This window comes from Bacillus sp. z26, from assembly GCF_058313635.1.
The window spans coordinates 768,370-784,172 of the sequence record NZ_JBZFQM010000001.1 but is presented as its reverse complement, the minus strand read 5'-3'; the positions used below and the strand labels follow the sequence as shown (position 1 = coordinate 784,172).

The following is a 15,803-nucleotide window of genomic DNA, read 5'->3' as shown; positions in this document are numbered from 1 at the left end:
CGTTGAAATGAGTTCATTTGATAAAACAATGAAATTTAATTTCCCGGATGATTCCTTCGAACATGATGTAAGGAATGTTTTAATGGAAGTCTATAATGCTCTGAACGAAAAAGGTTATAACCCTATTAATCAAATTGTAGGATATCTTTTATCAGGAGACCCTGCTTATATTCCGCGTCATAATGATGCACGGAATCTTATTAGAAAGCTTGAAAGAGATGAGATTATAGAAGTACTGGTCAAATCTTATTTAGAGCACCAACGAGAGGGATAATATGAGAATTGTAGGTCTTGATGTGGGGAGTAAAACTGTAGGAGTGGCCATCAGTGACGAAATGGGATGGACTGCTCAAGGTTTAGAAACCATAGCGATAGACGAAGAGAAGAATCAGCTTGGCCTGAAACGTTTAGATGAAATTCTAAAACCTTATAAAGTAGATAAATTTGTCGTCGGTTTGCCAAAAAATATGAATGGGACAATTGGTCCCAGAGGTGAGGCAAGTCAATATTATGCTTCAAAGCTTGAAAAGCGATATAAGGTGCCGGTTGTTTTGTGGGATGAGCGTTTAACCACAATGGCCGCTGAACGTGTTTTATTGGATGCGGATGTCAGCCGTAAAAAACGTAAAAAAGTAATAGATAAAATGGCTGCTGTACTTATTCTGCAAGGATATTTAGACAGCGGCAGCAAATAATTTTGAGGTGATCACATGGAAGAAAATATGATAACTATTATTGATGAAAATGGTAACGAACAGTTGCATGAAATTTTACTTACTTTTGAATTGGATGATTATGATAAACAATATGTAGTATTCGCGCCAGTAGGAAATGAAGAAGATGAAGATGATGACCTCATCCATGTAGCATCTTTTATTCCTGATGAAACAGGTGAAGTTGGAACTTTAAATGATATAGAAGATGATAAAGAATGGGCTATGGTTGAAGAAGTTATCAATACGTTCTTTGACGACGAAGAAGAATAAACATCCAAACACAGCTCTCCCGATTTTCTCGGGAGAGCTTTTTATATGGATGGCGCAAATTTTTTTGCGGAATGATAGAGTATTTTATAAATATAATCATTGATCCTTATAATTAAAATAAATCATGTCCGGGAATGGTCGACATTTAGAGAGGGAAAAGCTAAAATGTTATAAAAAGTAAATGTCTATTAATGAGTGATTATACTATTATCTTGTACTTCTTAAAAAAATTTTATGATAATCATTGACAGATTCCGCTAATATTTGCAATAAATAAAGAGGGCTATTGTAATAAAAATGCCTTAAGGGGGCATCACTTTTGGGAAATGAGAATAATTGGAAGAAAGAACAGATGAAGGTAAAGCTTCGCGAAAGACAAAGTGAGGCTAAAGTGGTGAGAAAAATTGTTGCCGTTTCGTTAGCGGCTTTCATCATTATTTCGGCACTGGCTGCACTTGGCGGGTACTTGTATATTTCCTCTGCTTTAAAGCCCGTTGATCCTGATAATAAAGATGCGATCAAGGTAGAAATCCCACGAGGGTCTGGAATTAGCTTGATTTCTCAAACTTTAGAGGATAACGGAGTCATCAAAAATGCTAAAGTATTTAAATACTTTGTTAAGTTCAAAAATGAATCTGGTTTCCAAGCTGGAACGTATGACTTGACACAATCCATGACAATCCAGGAAATAATTGATCACATCAAAAATGGAAAAGTGGCCGAGACCTATCGTATCACCATTCCTGAAGGTAGAGATCTGCAACAAATTTCCGAAATTATTGCTGATAAAACAGGCAAAAAGTCTAAAGATGTCTTAGCTGTCATCAATAAAAACGAATTTATTAAAGAAATGATGAAAACCTATCCGGATTTATTAACGGATGATATCCTTGGTGAGGATATCAGATATCCATTGGAAGGGTATTTATATCCGGCAACCTACTCATTCTATGAAGAAGATCCAACTATTGAGTCGATTGTCAGTCACATGATTAAAAAGTCCAACGATATTATCGTAAAGTATAAGGATGAGATGGCTAAGGGAAAATGGACACCGCACGCTTTATTAACAATGGCATCTTTAATTGAAGAAGAAGCGACGGAAAAGGTGGATCGTGATAAAATATCTGCCGTGTTTAGGAATAGGATAGAGAAAGATATGCCTCTGCAAACAGACCCAACCGTTCTGTATGCATTAGGTGAACATAAAAATAGGGTTACCTATAAAGACTTAGAGGTCGATTCACCGTATAATCTTTATCGAAATAAAGGATTAACACCGGGTCCAATCGCCAATGCAGGTGAAACATCCATTCAGGCAGCGTTAAATCCGGCCAATATTGATGATCTTTATTTCCTTGCTACTAAGTCAGGAGAAGTCATTTTTAACAAAACATTGGAAGAGCATAATAAGGATAAAGCGAAGCATATCACGAATAATTAGTGCTATTCAGGGGAACGATGGAAATAAAGAAACGTTTCGCTTCTTTCCCCTAAATATGCTAAAATATTCGAAGTGCATAAAATAGTGTATGTATACAAAGAAAGCCATGAGGCTTTCTCATTTTTTTGAATTAAGCAAAGTAAAGGGTTTGGAGGAATGAGGATGAATAAGAATCTTGATGAATATTTACAGACTCTAGTACCTTCTCGTAATGATTTACTAAGTGAAATGGAAGAGTACGCAAGTAAGAATGGTGTTCCGATTATGGAGTTAACCGGTATGGAGTCTATGTTACAGATTCTAAAAATCCAAAAGCCACGTACTATTTTGGAAATTGGGACAGCTATCGGTTATTCTGCTTTACGAATGGCGTACGCTCTGCCAAGTGTTTCCATACTCACAATAGAAAGAGACGAAGAACGAATAGAAAAAGCGCACCATTTTATTGAAAGAGCGGGTATGGGAAACAGAATTAACATTGTTGAAGGCGATGCACTTGAGACTGAAACGATTGTTTCTCCCGAAGGACCTTTCGATTGTATATTTATTGACGCTGCTAAAGGACAATATAAACGCTTCTTTGAAATATATGAAAAGTATTTAAATCAGGGAGGGATCATCCTTTCTGATAATGTTCTGTTTAAGGGCATGGTTGCTCTTGAACAGGAAAAGATTGAATCAAAGCGTACAAAGAATTTGGTCAATAAAATAAAAGGCTATAATGAATGGCTCATGAGTAAAGATGACTTTGATACAGTCATACTACCAGTTGGGGATGGATTGGCTATCAGTATTAAACGAGGTGAAAAAGCATGAAAAAACCTGAGCTATTAGTTACACCCAAAACGACAGCAGACATTATCCCGTTAATAGAAGCGGGTGCAGATGCATTTGTCATTGGTGAACAGCGTTATGGACTAAGATTGGCTGGAGAGTTTGATAGAGAGGCTGTTAAAGAGGCGATTCGGCTTGCTCATTCACAAGGAAAAAAAGTGTATGTGGCCATGAATGCCATATTTCATAACGAGAAAGTGGACGAGTTATCCGATTATTTACGATTCTTGGCTGAGAATCATGCAGATGCTGTTATATTTGGCGATCCTGCTGTCTTGATGGCAGCGCGGGAAGCTGCTCCAGCTTTACCCCTCCACTGGAATACAGAAACGACTGCAACCAATTGGTTCACTTGTAATTACTGGGGAACGAAAGGGGCTAAACGCGCGGTCCTTGCCCGGGAAATTAATATGGATGCTATCGTGGAAATCAAAGAACATGCAGAAGTTGAAATTGAAGTACAGGTGCATGGAATGACAGCGATGTTCCAGTCAAAGCGGACACTTATCGGCAATTATTTTAATTATCAGGGTCGCAATATGAAAGTGAATAATTTAAAGGACGACAAAGGTTTATTCTTACATGATCCGGAGCGTAATGCCAAATATCCTATCTTTGAAGATGAAAATGGTACACATATTATGAGCCCAAATGACATTTGCATTATCGATGAATTGGCAGAAATGCTTGAAGCTGGTGTGGACTCCTTTAAAATTGACGGGATTCTAAAAGATTCTGATTATATCATTGAGGTAACAAAATTATATCGCCAGGCGATTGATTTATATGCACTAAATCCGGATCTATATGAAGATAAAAAGAATGATTTACTGCAAAAAGCCGAAGAACTTCAGCCGGCAAACAGAATGTTGGATACCGGCTTCTTTTTTAAAGAGACTGTTTATTAACAGGGAATGGAGGATGACCGAAGAATGTCCGTGTCAGAAAATCGAATTTCTCAAGTCATTGACGGGAAACGCGTTATTATAAAAAAACCGGAATTACTGGCTCCTGCCGGTAACCTGGAAAAGTTGAAAATCGCGGTCCGCTATGGTGCTGATGCCGTCTTTATCGGTGGTCAGGAATATGGGCTGCGCTCCAATGCCGGTAACTTTTCATTGGCAGAAATGAAGGAAGGTGTGGAGTTCGCCAAACAATATGGTGCCAAAATATATGTTACGACCAATATCTTTGCTCACAATGAGAATATTGAAGGTCTTCCTGAATACTTAAAAGGTATTGAGGAGGCTGGTGTAACAGGTATTATTGTGGCTGACCCATTAATCATAGAGACGTGTAAAAAGGCTGCTCCAAAGCTGGAAATTCATCTAAGTACACAGCAATCTTTATCAAACTGGAAAGCTGTACAGTTTTGGAAAGAAGAAGGGTTGGACCGTGTCGTGTTGGCACGTGAAACAAGCGGAGAAGAAATAAAGCTTATGAAAGAAAAGGTAGATATCGAAATAGAAACCTTTATTCATGGGGCCATGTGTATAGCGTATTCTGGGCGCTGTACGCTATCGAACCATATGACAGCTCGTGACTCTAACCGAGGCGGCTGCTGTCAATCATGCAGATGGGATTATCATTTATATACCCATACTGAAGATGGTGAGAAACCACTATTTGAAGAAGAGGATGAAGCATTTGCGATGAGTCCTAAAGATTTAAAGCTGGTCGAATCCATTCCAACCATGATTGAAATGGGAATTGACAGTTTGAAAATTGAAGGGCGTATGAAATCCATTCACTATATCGCTACAGTTGTCAGTGTATATCGTAAGGTTATTGATGCCTATTGTGCGGATCCGGACAACTTTGTTTTTAAAGAAGAGTGGATTACAGAGCTGAATAAGTGTGCGAACCGTGAAACAGCTCCTGCTTTCTTTGAAGGTGTACCAAACCATAAGGAGCAAATGTTTGGTAATCATAATAATAAAACTACACATGATTTTGCCGGACTTGTTCTATCGTATGATGAACAGACATCTATCGTTACCTTACAGCAAAGAAATTACTTTAAACCGGGAGATGAAATTGAATTTTTCGGACCTAATATCGATAACTTTACACAAACAGTCGGTACTATTTGGGATGAGGATGGCAATGAATTAGATGCTGCGAGACATCCGCTTATGACAGTCCGTTTGAAAGTAAATCAACCGGTGCATCCATATGATATGATGAGGAAGGAGAACTAAAAATGACTAAACCAATTGTAATTGGGGTTGCAGGAGGCTCGGGTTCCGGGAAAACGAGCGTAACAAAAGCAATTTATGAACAATTCAAGGGCCATTCCATTATGATTCTTGAACAAGATTATTATTATAAAGATCAAAGCCATCTTCCCTTTGAGGAACGATTAAAAACAAATTATGATCACCCATTGGCTTTCGATAATGATCTTTTATTGGAGCATATTAACAAACTGCTCAAATACGAAGAAATTGAAAAGCCAGTTTATGATTATTCTATGCATACACGTTCAAGTGAAGTCATACGGGTTGAACCCAAGGATGTTATTATCCTTGAGGGTATCTTAGTTCTTGAAGATGAGCGATTACGCGATATAATGGATATTAAACTATTTGTTGATACTGATGCAGATCTTCGTATTATACGTCGACTAATGCGTGATATAAAGGAACGGGGACGTTCGATTGACTCTGTGATTGAACAATATACATCTGTGGTTCGACCTATGCACAACCAATTTATTGAGCCTACTAAGCGCTATGCAGATATTATCATTCCAGAGGGCGGTCATAATCATGTGGCCATTGATTTAATGGTAACTAAAATCCAGACTATCCTGGAACAGAAATCAATGATATAAGATTTCTCTGGATTTTGTATTATATTACCATATGAATAACAAAAAAGTTATCCATTTTTTAAAAAATTTTGATAAAATTAATAGACAAATCAATAAAAAGAAACTAAGCTAACAATGAGTGCAATTGCGCGTTCAAGTGAGAACGCGCAATTCCTATACCAATAAAAGGGTATATACATAATTGTTAAATGCATATATATACATGGATCACCTAATAGCAGTTCGTGCAATGGTGAAAGTACAAAAGGAGTGGAATTTTTTGGGTACTGACAAAGTATTCCCTATGACTAAAGAGGGAAAAGAAAAATTAGAGAAAGAATTAGAACTTTTAAAAACCGTTAAACGTAAGGAAGTTGTTGAACGGATTAAAATTGCCCGCAGTTTTGGGGACTTATCCGAAAACTCTGAGTATGATTCTGCTAAAGAAGAGCAGGCATTTGTTGAAGGAAGAATCACAACAATTGAAAATATGATTAGAAATGCTCAAATCATTGAATCCAGTACATCAAAGGATGGAATAGTAACACTGGGTAAAACTGTAACCTTCAAAGAGCTGCCTGACGGTGAAGAAGAATCCTATACAATTGTAGGTTCTGCAGAAGCTGACCCATTTGAGTCTAAAATTTCAAACGATTCTCCAATTGCCCGCAGCTTAATGGGCAAAAAACCTGGTGATGAAGTAACGGTTTCAACACCTGGTGGGGACATGGAAGTCGTTATCGTATCCGTTCAATAATTTGAAATTTAATGTATGCCATAAAAAAGCACCCATTTGGGTGCTTTTTTATTTTGTCCTGTATTGGTTTGAAAAAGGCTTGTACCGTCGAAACTGGTAGGAGTAAGGGGGGGGTGTTTATGAAAAAAAGGATAGTAGGGATTGGAATCAGTTTTCTGGTACTGTTTAGCTTATTAACAGCCCAGCTGATACATATACAGCTAGTGAAGCCAAAGGAATATTCTAAGCATCGCGTTAATTTATTAGAAAATAGTGTGAAACAACGAATCGATGAAATTACATTGGATGATGGGAGAGGCGGATTTCTTGATCGTGAGGGTAAGCCAATATCCTATCAGGAAAAAGCAGTTCTGGTGATGTTCCCTTTTGTTAAACATTTACAATGGCCTGCAGATAAAGTGGCAGCCATTCTTGGAGTAGATAAAGAATTATTGCTGCAAAGGCTTAAGGAAGAAGAAGAACCATTTATTTTTGAAGACAATTCCATAAAAGAATTAACAGAAGTGCAAATGGTGCAAATTAACAATCTCCATATCCCGGGAATTATTGGTGTAAAGAAGTTAGGGGGAATTTCTAATCCGCTAGCAGGACATCTTCTTGGTTCATTAACATTAAATAAGAATGATATTGATTCTGCTAATGAAAATGGATATACTCCGGTAAATTACCAAACAAAAGTAGGAAAAACCGGATTACAAAAAGCTTTCCAGATTTTTTTACAGGGAAATGGCAGTAAAAAATTGGTTTATCATAAAGCGGCTAATGGCCTGCCTATGTTTGGGATAGATGTTCGTTATTTAGATGAAAGTCAATCTGGCGAAAGAATTAATATTCAAACTACCCTTGATCAGGATTATCAAAAACTAGCGGAGGAAGTAGCTGAGAATAACGGGCTGAAAAAAGGCGGAATTATCCTTTTGGATGTTGAGAACAATGATATCTTGGCAATGGTCTCCATGCCGCGTGAGAATAAAAAAATAAACGATATGAGCAACCATAATCAAATGATTACTCCTCAGACTCCCGGTTCAGTCTTTAAAACGGTTATTGCGGCTGCCGCCATAGAAGAAGGATTATCTCTGGACGGAAGACAATTCAATGGTAATTTGGATCATTTAAATCGGCCTGTGGATGAAAATTCTGGAAGGTTGCTCGGGAGTATAGATTTTAAAACAGGCTTTGCCTTAAGCAGCAATCAGGTGTTTGGAGTTTTGGGAAAAGAATTGGCAAAGAAAAATCCAAATCTTATTGAACAGTATGCTGAACGACTCGGCTTAATCAACATGAATGGATGGACAGGAAGGGTGTTTCATACTTCTGTGATTAAACAACTGCCGGAAGAGAAAGCGGGTGTTATTTGGGCAGAATCCTCCATGAGGAAGGACGATAATTTTGTGGCCAATACTTCAATTGGCCAATTAAACGTAAAAGTAACTCCACTTGCCATAGCCAGTATGATGGCTACGATTGCCAGAGGGGGTGAAAGGAAAATGGTAAGGGCTGCCTCGAAAGCTGTTGATCATGATGGATTAACTATCGCCTCTTTTAAAGAAAAAGGGATAGAGGGTAAAACCATTTCGAACATTACAGCCAGTAAAGTACAACAATTATTAAGAGGGGTGGTAACAACTACAGGAAAGAATGCAACTGCAGGAAATCTATATACAGCTGAGTATGAGATTGCTGGTAAATCAGGCACAGCTGAAATTGGTATAAAAGAAGATAAATCAAAACAAATGTATAATAAATGGTTTGCCGGGTATTTTCCGTTTCATGAACCAAAGTATGCAATGGTGATTGTAAATTTAGAGACACCTGGAAATTCAGGTGCAGTAACTCCTTTATATTTGCAAATGGTAAACGGGATCCACGCAATTAATCAAAAAAGAGGCATAGAATAAAAAATATGACGAAAAATTGAATAACTTTTAGTGTTTACCTATCCATGTTAAAATAATCTTTATTAGAATATTAGGGGGAAGTATATATGGATAGGCAAGATAAATATCCTTCGCGTATGACTAAACGTAAGGATAAAAAGGTAAATAAAGTCTACAATATACTGATTACAGTTGTCATTCTCCTTATTATCGTGGTTGGAGCTGCTATATTTTTAGGAAACAATGATGAACCGGTAAGTCAGAATACAAATACAAACTCTACGAATGAACAATCGGCCAGTAATAAAGAAGAGGAAGATGACAACCAGGAAACTGCAACTAACGAGGATGAGCAATCCACTGAGGATGAGAAAGAAGTAAGTCAGGAAGAGAAAGATAAAGACTCTTCAAAAACAGAAGAAGATACAGTAGAATCAGAGAAAGTTGAAGAAGAAGGATCTGACGAAAACGTCGAAGAAGCATACTCTGATCCTTCATGGAAACCCGTTGGTACAGAACAAAGCGGAGAGCATGTTACACAATATGAAAAAGGTTCCGCGGATTGGAATGAAATGGAACGTGCTATTGCTTATGGAGCAGGCATCGACCAAAGTAATATGACTCTATGGTATTTAGAAAATGGCGGTGAACCAAATAAAGCCATTGGGACCATATCACCTAAAGATGGATCAAGCACGTATCGTGTGTATATCCAATGGGTTGATGGTGAAGGATGGAAACCAATAAAGGTAGAAAAACTCCTTAAGAATGATAAAGCAAGCTAATACTAATATCACTACTTGTAAAAGGCTGCCCAACTTGGCAGCCTTTTGCTTACTTGCTTACTATGATTGCTGCGAGCCGCCTCTTATACATAACGGAGGACAACAAGATGTTGGTCATGAAGACGTTGCCACAGGATGTGGCGTTCTTAGTCTTCGTTCCTTAATTCAGCCGTTTCAGCTTTTTAGTCAATCCAGCTTCGGCTCCTAGCTCCTCGAGTCATAAGTGTAGCCACTGTGGGAGGGAGATCACCTCCCTACGTGACTCCTCTTATGCTTGTCGGAGCTGGGCAGTCGCCTCAGCTTTTTAGTTAATCTAGCTTCAGGGCCTAACCGCTCGAGACATAAGTGTAGCTGCTGCGGGAGAGAAAAGCGCTCTCCCTTCACACCTCCTCTTATGCTTGTCGCGGCTGAGCGAGGCCCTTCAGCTTTTTAGTCAATCCAGCTTCGGCTCCTAGCTCCTCGAGTCATAAGTGTAGCCACTGCGGGAGGGAAATCGCCTCCCTACGTGACTCCTCTTATGCTTGTCGGAGCTGACCAGTCGCCTCAGCTTTTTAGTTTATAGTGCACAGCTGTTGTGTATGTTGGTTTGCCTTCGGGGGTGGTGTAGACTTGGTAGGATATATTATGTACAGATAGCATGATTGCTTTGTTTTGGTCTATTTTTTGTTGAATTTTCCTTTCAAGGTCTTGCAAAGAAGAAGCCTCAAAAAATTCAACTTTGTCTTCAATCAGTTCTAATTTAAATTCCACTTTTTACGCCTCCTTCATTTTCAAATTTAGTCTATCAAAAATACGACGAATACACTAGTTCCGAGACAGAAATGAGTACCTGTTTCTGAGGATGAATTGTGGTAGAATGATACTATTGTCATTAACTTTTAATTTTAAAGGAGCTATATAGATGAAAATTGCTATCATTGGCGCAATGGAAGAAGAAGTTGCGTATTTGCGTGAGAATATAGAGAATGCCGAGTCTGTTGTAATTGCTAATACAGAATATACAAACGGGCAAATGTATGGCGTTGATGTTGTACTATTGAAATCCGGTATAGGAAAAGTAAATGCAGCAATGGGGACGGCAATCCTTCTTGAAAAATTCAAGCCGGACTATATCATAAACACAGGTTCTGCAGGTGGCTATAACCCTGACTTAAATGTGGGAGACATGGTTATTTCAACTGAGGTGCGCCACCATGATGTAGATGTTACGGCATTTGACTATGAGTATGGTCAGGTTCCTCAATTACCAGCTGCCTTTATTGCAGATGAAAGCCTGGTAGCGCTTGCAGAGAAAGTTGCAGGAAGCATTGAGGGAGTAGGAGTTGGAAAAGGCTTAATAGCGACTGGTGATGTATTTATGTCTGATCCAGAACGTGTACGTTTTGTCAGAGAAAAGTTTCCGGAATTGCAGGCTGTTGAGATGGAAGCGGCAGCTATTGCTCAAGTAGCTTATCAATTTAATATTCCGTTCGTTGTTACACGAGCATTAAGTGATATTGCTGGGAAAGAATCTGACCTATCATTTGACCAATTCCTGGAAAAAGCTGCCCTGCATTCAGCTCAATTGGCAATGGGCATCGTAAAAGAATTAGTATAATATTTAAAAGCTCTGTCTTATACTGCCGAGACAGAGCTCTTTTTATTATTCCCTTTTCAGATAGTTAAGGTTCCGTGAACTTTACTAATCTATTGAATAGCCAAGTTAACGCAATGGAATGCTTTCCACTATTTACATTAGCAGGATGGGAAATATCATGTTACTGTATTACTAGTTTTTGATTGGAAGGTGGTAGTTCCCTTGAAAGAAAAAATGATAGATTATAAACGTTTTGGTACAACGCTCCTTATGTTTGCTGTTTTTCTCTTTTTGGGATCCATATTACCAAAAGAAGGCATGAGTGAAGTTGTGAAAGAATATTTAACTTTTGCTACTGTAGGCGTATTGGTATTATCTACAATATTTTTTGTTCTATCCATGAAATACGCCAAATTAATACAAGATGAAGAATAATAGTTTCTAAAAATAATAGGTCAACTCCATATAGTGAGTTGGCTTTTTTGTTGTAACAGAAATCTACTTATCATGGCTCTGACAGTAAAAATAAGGAATACACTTATAGAATTTTTTTATAGTTTAGTTCTACCTTGTTGATGTGATGAATATATTGACAAAGTGTGCTAAAAACAAACATTGGTATAGTTCAAGGAGGTTATCAAGTGACTATCAATATGATCCTGTTCACTGTCACAATTAAATCCAATAAGTTAGATCGTTCTGAATATGTTTCAATACGCCAAGCAGAAAATGAAATGCTTGATCGCAAAACGATTATGATTAATAAATTTTATTAATTCATTCTAATTTTATAAAGTCTGCAAAGCTCTTAAAGTTTTTTACGGAAAGAGAAGCTACAAGCATGCTGAAACATGCCTATTATTTGGATGGCAGGGGTTAATTATGATAAATCATATTGTTTTAAACGTATCTAAATATCTCTGGATTAATTAAGATAGCGTATAATTCTAAACTGATAGCACAGTATAATCAATTATTCTTTAAGAACAAGTTAATTGGGACTAACTCCCTATGTTGAATTTTCGTTATCAAGAAATATAAGGGGGTGGTTACCATATATTATTTGTAATGGGTGTTGCCGTTATTACGATCAGACTTGTTATTGTTGCTGATATAACAATTATAAAATCATGAATAGAGAAACTTATGCAGAGCATAAGTTTTTCCCCTATTAGGTTCCAAAGTAACCGCCGGCAGAGAAACCCCAAAAGCCAAAGAAGAATAATAAGATGAATAAAATGATAAGAATAGCAAATCCAGCTCCAAACCCACCTCGGCAGGGTGGCGGAGGGCAGCCCCAGCCAAAACTGGGTCCCCCATAAGGATAAGGATACATAAATAAACCTCCTTATACATTAGATTATTGCTATAGTATGGGGAAATTCCCCCAAAGGATTGGGGATAAAATAAATAACTTAATTCTTAAAGGACATGCAAGGGATAGAGGCTGTTGTCATACATTCTAATAATCTAACTGTTTGAAACAGTGAGGAGCTGATCTTTAATGGCAGGGGTTTTAGCAGCATTTGGATATTTTATTAAAGAATTGGTTTTTCTTGTCTCCTATGTGAAAAACAATGCATTTCCCCAACCGTTATCAGCAAAGGAAGAAAGGGAATGTATTGAAAGGATGGCGAAAGGAGATGCGGAGGCAAGGAATTTATTAATTGAACATAATCTAAGGCTTGTAGCTCACATTGTGAAGAAGTTTGAAAATACCGGGGAGGATACCGAAGATCTTATCTCAATCGGGACAATTGGCTTAATAAAGGCTATTGAATCATATTCTTCAGGCAAAGGCACGAAACTTGCTACATATGCGGCACGTTGTATAGAGAATGAAATTTTGATGCACCTTCGAGTGATAAAAAAAACAAAGAAAGATGTATCTTTACATGACCCGATTGGCCAAGATAAAGAAGGAAATGAAATATCATTGCTTGATATATTAAAATCTGAATCCGAGGATGTCATTGACACAATCCAACTTAATATGGAACTTGAAAAAGTAAAGCAATATATTGATATACTTGATGACCGTGAAAAAGAAGTGATCGTTGGCAGGTTTGGCCTGGATTTAAAAAAGGAAAAGACACAAAGAGAGATAGCGAAAGAACTTGGTATTTCCCGTAGCTATGTTTCGAGAATTGAAAAAAGAGCTTTAATGAAAATGTTCCATGAATTTTATCGGGCAGAGAAGGAAAAAAGGAAGAAAAAATAGTTAAAACGGGCAAAAGATACTTGTCCGTTTTTTTGGGTGGAAGGAAATAATATTGACACGCTTTTAAGAAATTGAGGTGTCAATATGGAAAGATTTAACCCTCAGGATTCTCCATCCTATTTTTACCGATTCGGCTGCATGGTAACCCAATACTATAAGGTAATTTTGTTTATTTGGGGGCTGCTATTCATTGGCGGGATATCGCTAATGCCATCTTTTTTTAATCATCTCGCACCTCCGCAGTTAGATGTAAGTGGATCACAATCTGAACTAACTCAAAAATTAATAGAACGTACATTTACAAAAGATATGGGTGAACAGAATTTTCTTATCTTTCATTCCGATAAACAGACAATAAATGAAAATCATTTTTATGAAAATGTAGATCATGTACTGGCTGATATTCAAGAAATAGAAGGGGTAACAGTTCTTGCTCATCCACTTGAAGAACAGCTTATGGAGGGGTCTGACCAAATTTCATCAGATTTGCACACGTGTTATGCTTTACTTTTCATTGAAGGAAATAAGGAACACATACTAGGGACAGTTGATAGGCTTCATGCATATTTGGATTCAAAAAAGGGGGATCTGGAACTATATTTGACTGGCTCTACTCCGACAATAAAAGATTTGACCCATATGGAAAAGCGTGATCTTTCCTTTGCGGAAAAGATAGGAATGCCTTTTGTCCTGGTGGTTCTTTTGGTGGCATTTGGTTCCCTTACAGCAGCAATGATTCCGATTATTATGGGGGCCATGGCTGTTATAATTACCTTTGGATGTTTAAGTATTTCAGGGTACCAGGATTTTGATGTTATTGTACCGAGTGTAGTCACGATGATAGGGCTTGGAATAGGAATTGATTATTCATTATTCCTGATTATGAGATACAAGGAAGAACTCCAAAAAACAGATTCACATCAGGCAATTGCCATAGCAATCGCCACCAGTGGAAAGTCTATATTTTTATCTGGTATGACGGTTATGATCTCGTTAATAGGGCTTCCTCTTGTTCATGCAAAATTATTTCTAAATCTAACGATCGGCACGTTTGCTGTTTTATTCGTACTAATACTGCTGACGCTTACTTTTTTACCTTCATTATTGTGTTTGCTGGGCCATCGTTTGAATAGCTTTTCCATACCATTTATGAAGACAAAGTCGAATCAGACAAGAAATTATATGTATAGATGGACAAAACATATCATGAAGTACTCCATTTCCTATTTAATTGGTACGACGATAATTCTTGCAGCACTCACAACACCATTATTAAAGATCCAGTTAGGAATAGGGCTTAATCAAGATGCCTTAAAGGATTATCCATCTGGTAAGGGGAATGCACTGTTAGAGAGAGAATTTGTTGCTGGTTTATATTCACCGGTTCTATTGGTACAGAAAGCTAAAGGTAATCAATTTAGTATGGATGAGCTCCAGGGAATCGCTGCGATGACGGATATTCTTCAAACCTATGATGAGGTCCAAATGATTTCTTCTATAACGGAATTAACCAATCATTTATCAGGCAATCAATCCAGTGAAGTGCTAGAATTATTCAAACTGCCGGAACTAAAGCCTTATACCAAGTTTTTGGTAAATGAGGATTTTAATGTAGCACCTCTCATGATTACCTTGAAATATGCACCTGATTCTGTTGAAGCAAAAGCATTTGTCTCTAAAATAAGTGAGCGTTTCAAAAAAGAAGTAAATGACGGGACTCTCTATATTGGTGGATTTACAGCACAAATAAATGATTTACACGAAGAAACGGTGAAAAAAACGCCCATTGTCATCCTTATTATATTAATGATTTCCTATTGTTTTTTGGTAATTGCTTTCAAAAGTTTGCTCATTCCAGTAAAAGCTATACTTTTAAATATTATTTGTGTAACAGCGGCGTGCGGAATGACAGTAGCTGTCTTTCAATTTGGATGGGGAGAGAGTCTGTTCCAGTTTACATCACCTGGATATTTACAGTCTTATTTGCCTGTCTTGACATTCGCTATATTGTTTGGTTTATCAATGGATTATGAAGTATTTCTAGTTGGGAGAATAAAAGAAGAATGGGAAAACTCCCTGGATAATGAAGAATCAATTGCAAAGGGTATCGAATATACAGGTCCTTTTATCACCCAGGCTGCAATCATTATGATGATTGTGTTCACTTCATTTATTCTGACACGTGTGCTAGAGATTAAACAATTGGGTTTCACACTGGCTGTTGCGATTTTATTGGATGCTACAATTATCCGGTTAATCCTTGTCCCCATTCTTTTGAAAATGATGGGGAAATGGAATTGGTGGATTCCGCTGCCTGCAAAGAGGAAATAGGAGTTTTAGGGATAATATACTTTGCATAACAGAAAGAAAAATCTTTCCCTTCCTTTAAAGGAATAGTAAACTAAGTAGAGACAAACACCCTGTACGTCATGGGTGTTTTTGCTACTTTTCTAATCAATCAAGTGGTTTTTAAGTATAAGTGCCCATTATTACTAAAGGGAAAAT

19 protein-coding genes are annotated in these 15,803 nt (G+C 37.5%); 17 read left to right on the top strand and 2 right to left on the bottom strand.

From position 1 onward, the window contains the following. Positions 1 to 7: 7 nt before the first annotated feature. From AC4G3K_RS03730 to AC4G3K_RS03675, 12 genes are all read left to right on the top strand, one after another. Entirely contained in the window at positions 8 to 274 is a 267-nt protein-coding gene (locus tag AC4G3K_RS03730; RefSeq protein WP_491075943.1) for an IreB family regulatory phosphoprotein, read from the top strand. A gap of 1 nt (position 275) precedes the next feature. Then, complete coding sequence (ruvX, locus tag AC4G3K_RS03725) at positions 276 to 695, top strand: Holliday junction resolvase RuvX (RefSeq protein ID WP_491075942.1); 420 nt, start codon at positions 276 to 278, stop codon at positions 693 to 695. Between the two features lie 15 nt (positions 696 to 710). Further along, positions 711 to 986 (top strand): DUF1292 domain-containing protein, encoded by a 276-nt coding sequence (locus AC4G3K_RS03720; RefSeq protein ID WP_491075941.1) that lies wholly within the window; start codon positions 711 to 713, stop codon positions 984 to 986. Between the two features lie 319 nt (positions 987 to 1,305). Beyond that, positions 1,306 to 2,430 carry an endolytic transglycosylase MltG gene (gene mltG, locus AC4G3K_RS03715; RefSeq protein WP_491132510.1) on the top strand — a complete coding sequence of 375 codons (1,125 nt, stop codon included), beginning with the start codon at positions 1,306 to 1,308 and terminating at the stop codon, positions 2,428 to 2,430. A gap of 162 nt (positions 2,431 to 2,592) precedes the next feature. Continuing rightward, positions 2,593 to 3,246: an O-methyltransferase gene (locus AC4G3K_RS03710; RefSeq protein WP_491075939.1), complete on the top strand. Its 654-nt coding sequence runs from the start codon at positions 2,593 to 2,595 to the stop codon at positions 3,244 to 3,246. Beyond that, the gene (locus AC4G3K_RS03705; RefSeq protein WP_491132509.1) at positions 3,243 to 4,172 is read left to right on the top strand and encodes a peptidase U32 family protein; all 930 of its coding nucleotides are present in this window, start codon (positions 3,243 to 3,245) and stop codon (positions 4,170 to 4,172) included. Before AC4G3K_RS03710 ends, AC4G3K_RS03705 begins: the two co-directional genes overlap by 4 nt. Positions 4,173 to 4,196: 24 nt before the next feature. Then, positions 4,197 to 5,465 carry a peptidase U32 family protein gene (locus AC4G3K_RS03700; protein ID WP_491075937.1) on the top strand — a complete coding sequence of 423 codons (1,269 nt, stop codon included), beginning with the start codon at positions 4,197 to 4,199 and terminating at the stop codon, positions 5,463 to 5,465. Between the two features lie 2 nt (positions 5,466 to 5,467). Beyond that, positions 5,468 to 6,100 carry a uridine kinase gene (gene udk / locus AC4G3K_RS03695; protein ID WP_491075936.1) on the top strand — a complete coding sequence of 211 codons (633 nt, stop codon included), beginning with the start codon at positions 5,468 to 5,470 and terminating at the stop codon, positions 6,098 to 6,100. 259 nt (positions 6,101 to 6,359) lie between these two features. After that, a complete protein-coding gene (gene greA / locus AC4G3K_RS03690; RefSeq protein ID WP_491075935.1) occupies positions 6,360 to 6,836 on the top strand; it encodes a transcription elongation factor GreA in 477 nt (158 codons plus the stop codon). 119 nt (positions 6,837 to 6,955) lie between these two features. Further along, entirely contained in the window at positions 6,956 to 8,737 is a 1,782-nt protein-coding gene (locus AC4G3K_RS03685; RefSeq protein ID WP_491132508.1) for a peptidoglycan D,D-transpeptidase FtsI family protein, read from the top strand. Between the two features lie 86 nt (positions 8,738 to 8,823). Next, positions 8,824 to 9,501, top strand: coding sequence for a YrrS family protein (locus AC4G3K_RS03680; protein WP_491132507.1), 678 nt, complete (start codon positions 8,824 to 8,826; stop codon positions 9,499 to 9,501). A gap of 34 nt (positions 9,502 to 9,535) precedes the next feature. After that, positions 9,536 to 9,709 carry a hypothetical protein gene (locus AC4G3K_RS03675; RefSeq protein WP_491132506.1) on the top strand — a complete coding sequence of 58 codons (174 nt, stop codon included), beginning with the start codon at positions 9,536 to 9,538 and terminating at the stop codon, positions 9,707 to 9,709. Positions 9,710 to 10,044: 335 nt separating this feature from the next. On the opposite strand, the gene AC4G3K_RS03670 is transcribed toward AC4G3K_RS03675, so the two are convergent. After that, positions 10,045 to 10,251, bottom strand: a complete 207-nt coding sequence (locus tag AC4G3K_RS03670) for a DUF2536 family protein (protein WP_491132505.1) — start codon at positions 10,249 to 10,251, stop codon at positions 10,045 to 10,047. Positions 10,252 to 10,402: 151 nt separating this feature from the next. Here AC4G3K_RS03670 and mtnN point away from each other — a divergent pair, with 151 nt between their 5' ends. The 3 genes from mtnN to AC4G3K_RS03655 all read left to right on the top strand — a co-directional run bounded on the left by mtnN (position 10,403) and on the right by AC4G3K_RS03655 (position 11,853). Further along, positions 10,403 to 11,098: a 5'-methylthioadenosine/S-adenosylhomocysteine nucleosidase gene (gene mtnN, locus AC4G3K_RS03665; RefSeq protein WP_491132504.1), complete on the top strand. Its 696-nt coding sequence runs from the start codon at positions 10,403 to 10,405 to the stop codon at positions 11,096 to 11,098. 201 nt (positions 11,099 to 11,299) lie between these two features. Continuing rightward, positions 11,300 to 11,512 (top strand): YrhC family protein, encoded by a 213-nt coding sequence (locus AC4G3K_RS03660; protein WP_491132503.1) that lies wholly within the window; start codon positions 11,300 to 11,302, stop codon positions 11,510 to 11,512. Positions 11,513 to 11,718: 206 nt separating this feature from the next. Next, positions 11,719 to 11,853 carry a YrzI family small protein gene (locus tag AC4G3K_RS03655; protein ID WP_491075928.1) on the top strand — a complete coding sequence of 45 codons (135 nt, stop codon included), beginning with the start codon at positions 11,719 to 11,721 and terminating at the stop codon, positions 11,851 to 11,853. Between the two features lie 395 nt (positions 11,854 to 12,248). Here the strand turns inward: AC4G3K_RS03655 and AC4G3K_RS03650 are convergent, their stop codons facing one another. Beyond that, positions 12,249 to 12,413, bottom strand: coding sequence for a YjcZ family sporulation protein (locus AC4G3K_RS03650; protein ID WP_491132502.1), 165 nt, complete (start codon positions 12,411 to 12,413; stop codon positions 12,249 to 12,251). A gap of 168 nt (positions 12,414 to 12,581) precedes the next feature. Between AC4G3K_RS03650 and sigK the strand changes: the two genes are divergently transcribed. Both sigK and AC4G3K_RS03640 read left to right on the top strand, forming a co-directional pair. After that, entirely contained in the window at positions 12,582 to 13,298 is a 717-nt protein-coding gene (gene sigK / locus AC4G3K_RS03645) for an RNA polymerase sporulation sigma factor SigK (protein ID WP_491075926.1), read from the top strand. An 84-nt stretch (positions 13,299 to 13,382) separates the two neighbouring features. Beyond that, positions 13,383 to 15,629, top strand: coding sequence for an MMPL family transporter (locus tag AC4G3K_RS03640; RefSeq protein ID WP_491132501.1), 2,247 nt, complete (start codon positions 13,383 to 13,385; stop codon positions 15,627 to 15,629). The last annotated feature ends 174 nt before the right edge of the window (positions 15,630 to 15,803 follow it).

Coding starts and splice junctions, on each gene's coding strand:
- mtnN (WP_491132504.1), top strand. CDS start 10,403: ATGAAAATTGCTATCATTGGCGCAATGGAAGAAGAAGTTGCGTATTTG.
- AC4G3K_RS03720 (WP_491075941.1), top strand. CDS start 711: ATGGAAGAAAATATGATAACTATTATTGATGAAAATGGTAACGAACAG.
- AC4G3K_RS03710 (WP_491075939.1), top strand. CDS start 2,593: ATGAATAAGAATCTTGATGAATATTTACAGACTCTAGTACCTTCTCGT.
- udk (WP_491075936.1), top strand. CDS start 5,468: ATGACTAAACCAATTGTAATTGGGGTTGCAGGAGGCTCGGGTTCCGGG.
- sigK (WP_491075926.1), top strand. CDS start 12,582: ATGGCAGGGGTTTTAGCAGCATTTGGATATTTTATTAAAGAATTGGTT.
- AC4G3K_RS03705 (WP_491132509.1), top strand. CDS start 3,243: ATGAAAAAACCTGAGCTATTAGTTACACCCAAAACGACAGCAGACATT.
- AC4G3K_RS03650 (WP_491132502.1), bottom strand. CDS start 12,413: ATGTATCCTTATCCTTATGGGGGACCCAGTTTTGGCTGGGGCTGCCCT.
- ruvX (WP_491075942.1), top strand. CDS start 276: ATGAGAATTGTAGGTCTTGATGTGGGGAGTAAAACTGTAGGAGTGGCC.
- AC4G3K_RS03730 (WP_491075943.1), top strand. CDS start 8: ATGAGTTCATTTGATAAAACAATGAAATTTAATTTCCCGGATGATTCC.
- AC4G3K_RS03685 (WP_491132508.1), top strand. CDS start 6,956: ATGAAAAAAAGGATAGTAGGGATTGGAATCAGTTTTCTGGTACTGTTT.
- AC4G3K_RS03680 (WP_491132507.1), top strand. CDS start 8,824: ATGGATAGGCAAGATAAATATCCTTCGCGTATGACTAAACGTAAGGAT.
- AC4G3K_RS03700 (WP_491075937.1), top strand. CDS start 4,197: ATGTCCGTGTCAGAAAATCGAATTTCTCAAGTCATTGACGGGAAACGC.
- AC4G3K_RS03640 (WP_491132501.1), top strand. CDS start 13,383: ATGGAAAGATTTAACCCTCAGGATTCTCCATCCTATTTTTACCGATTC.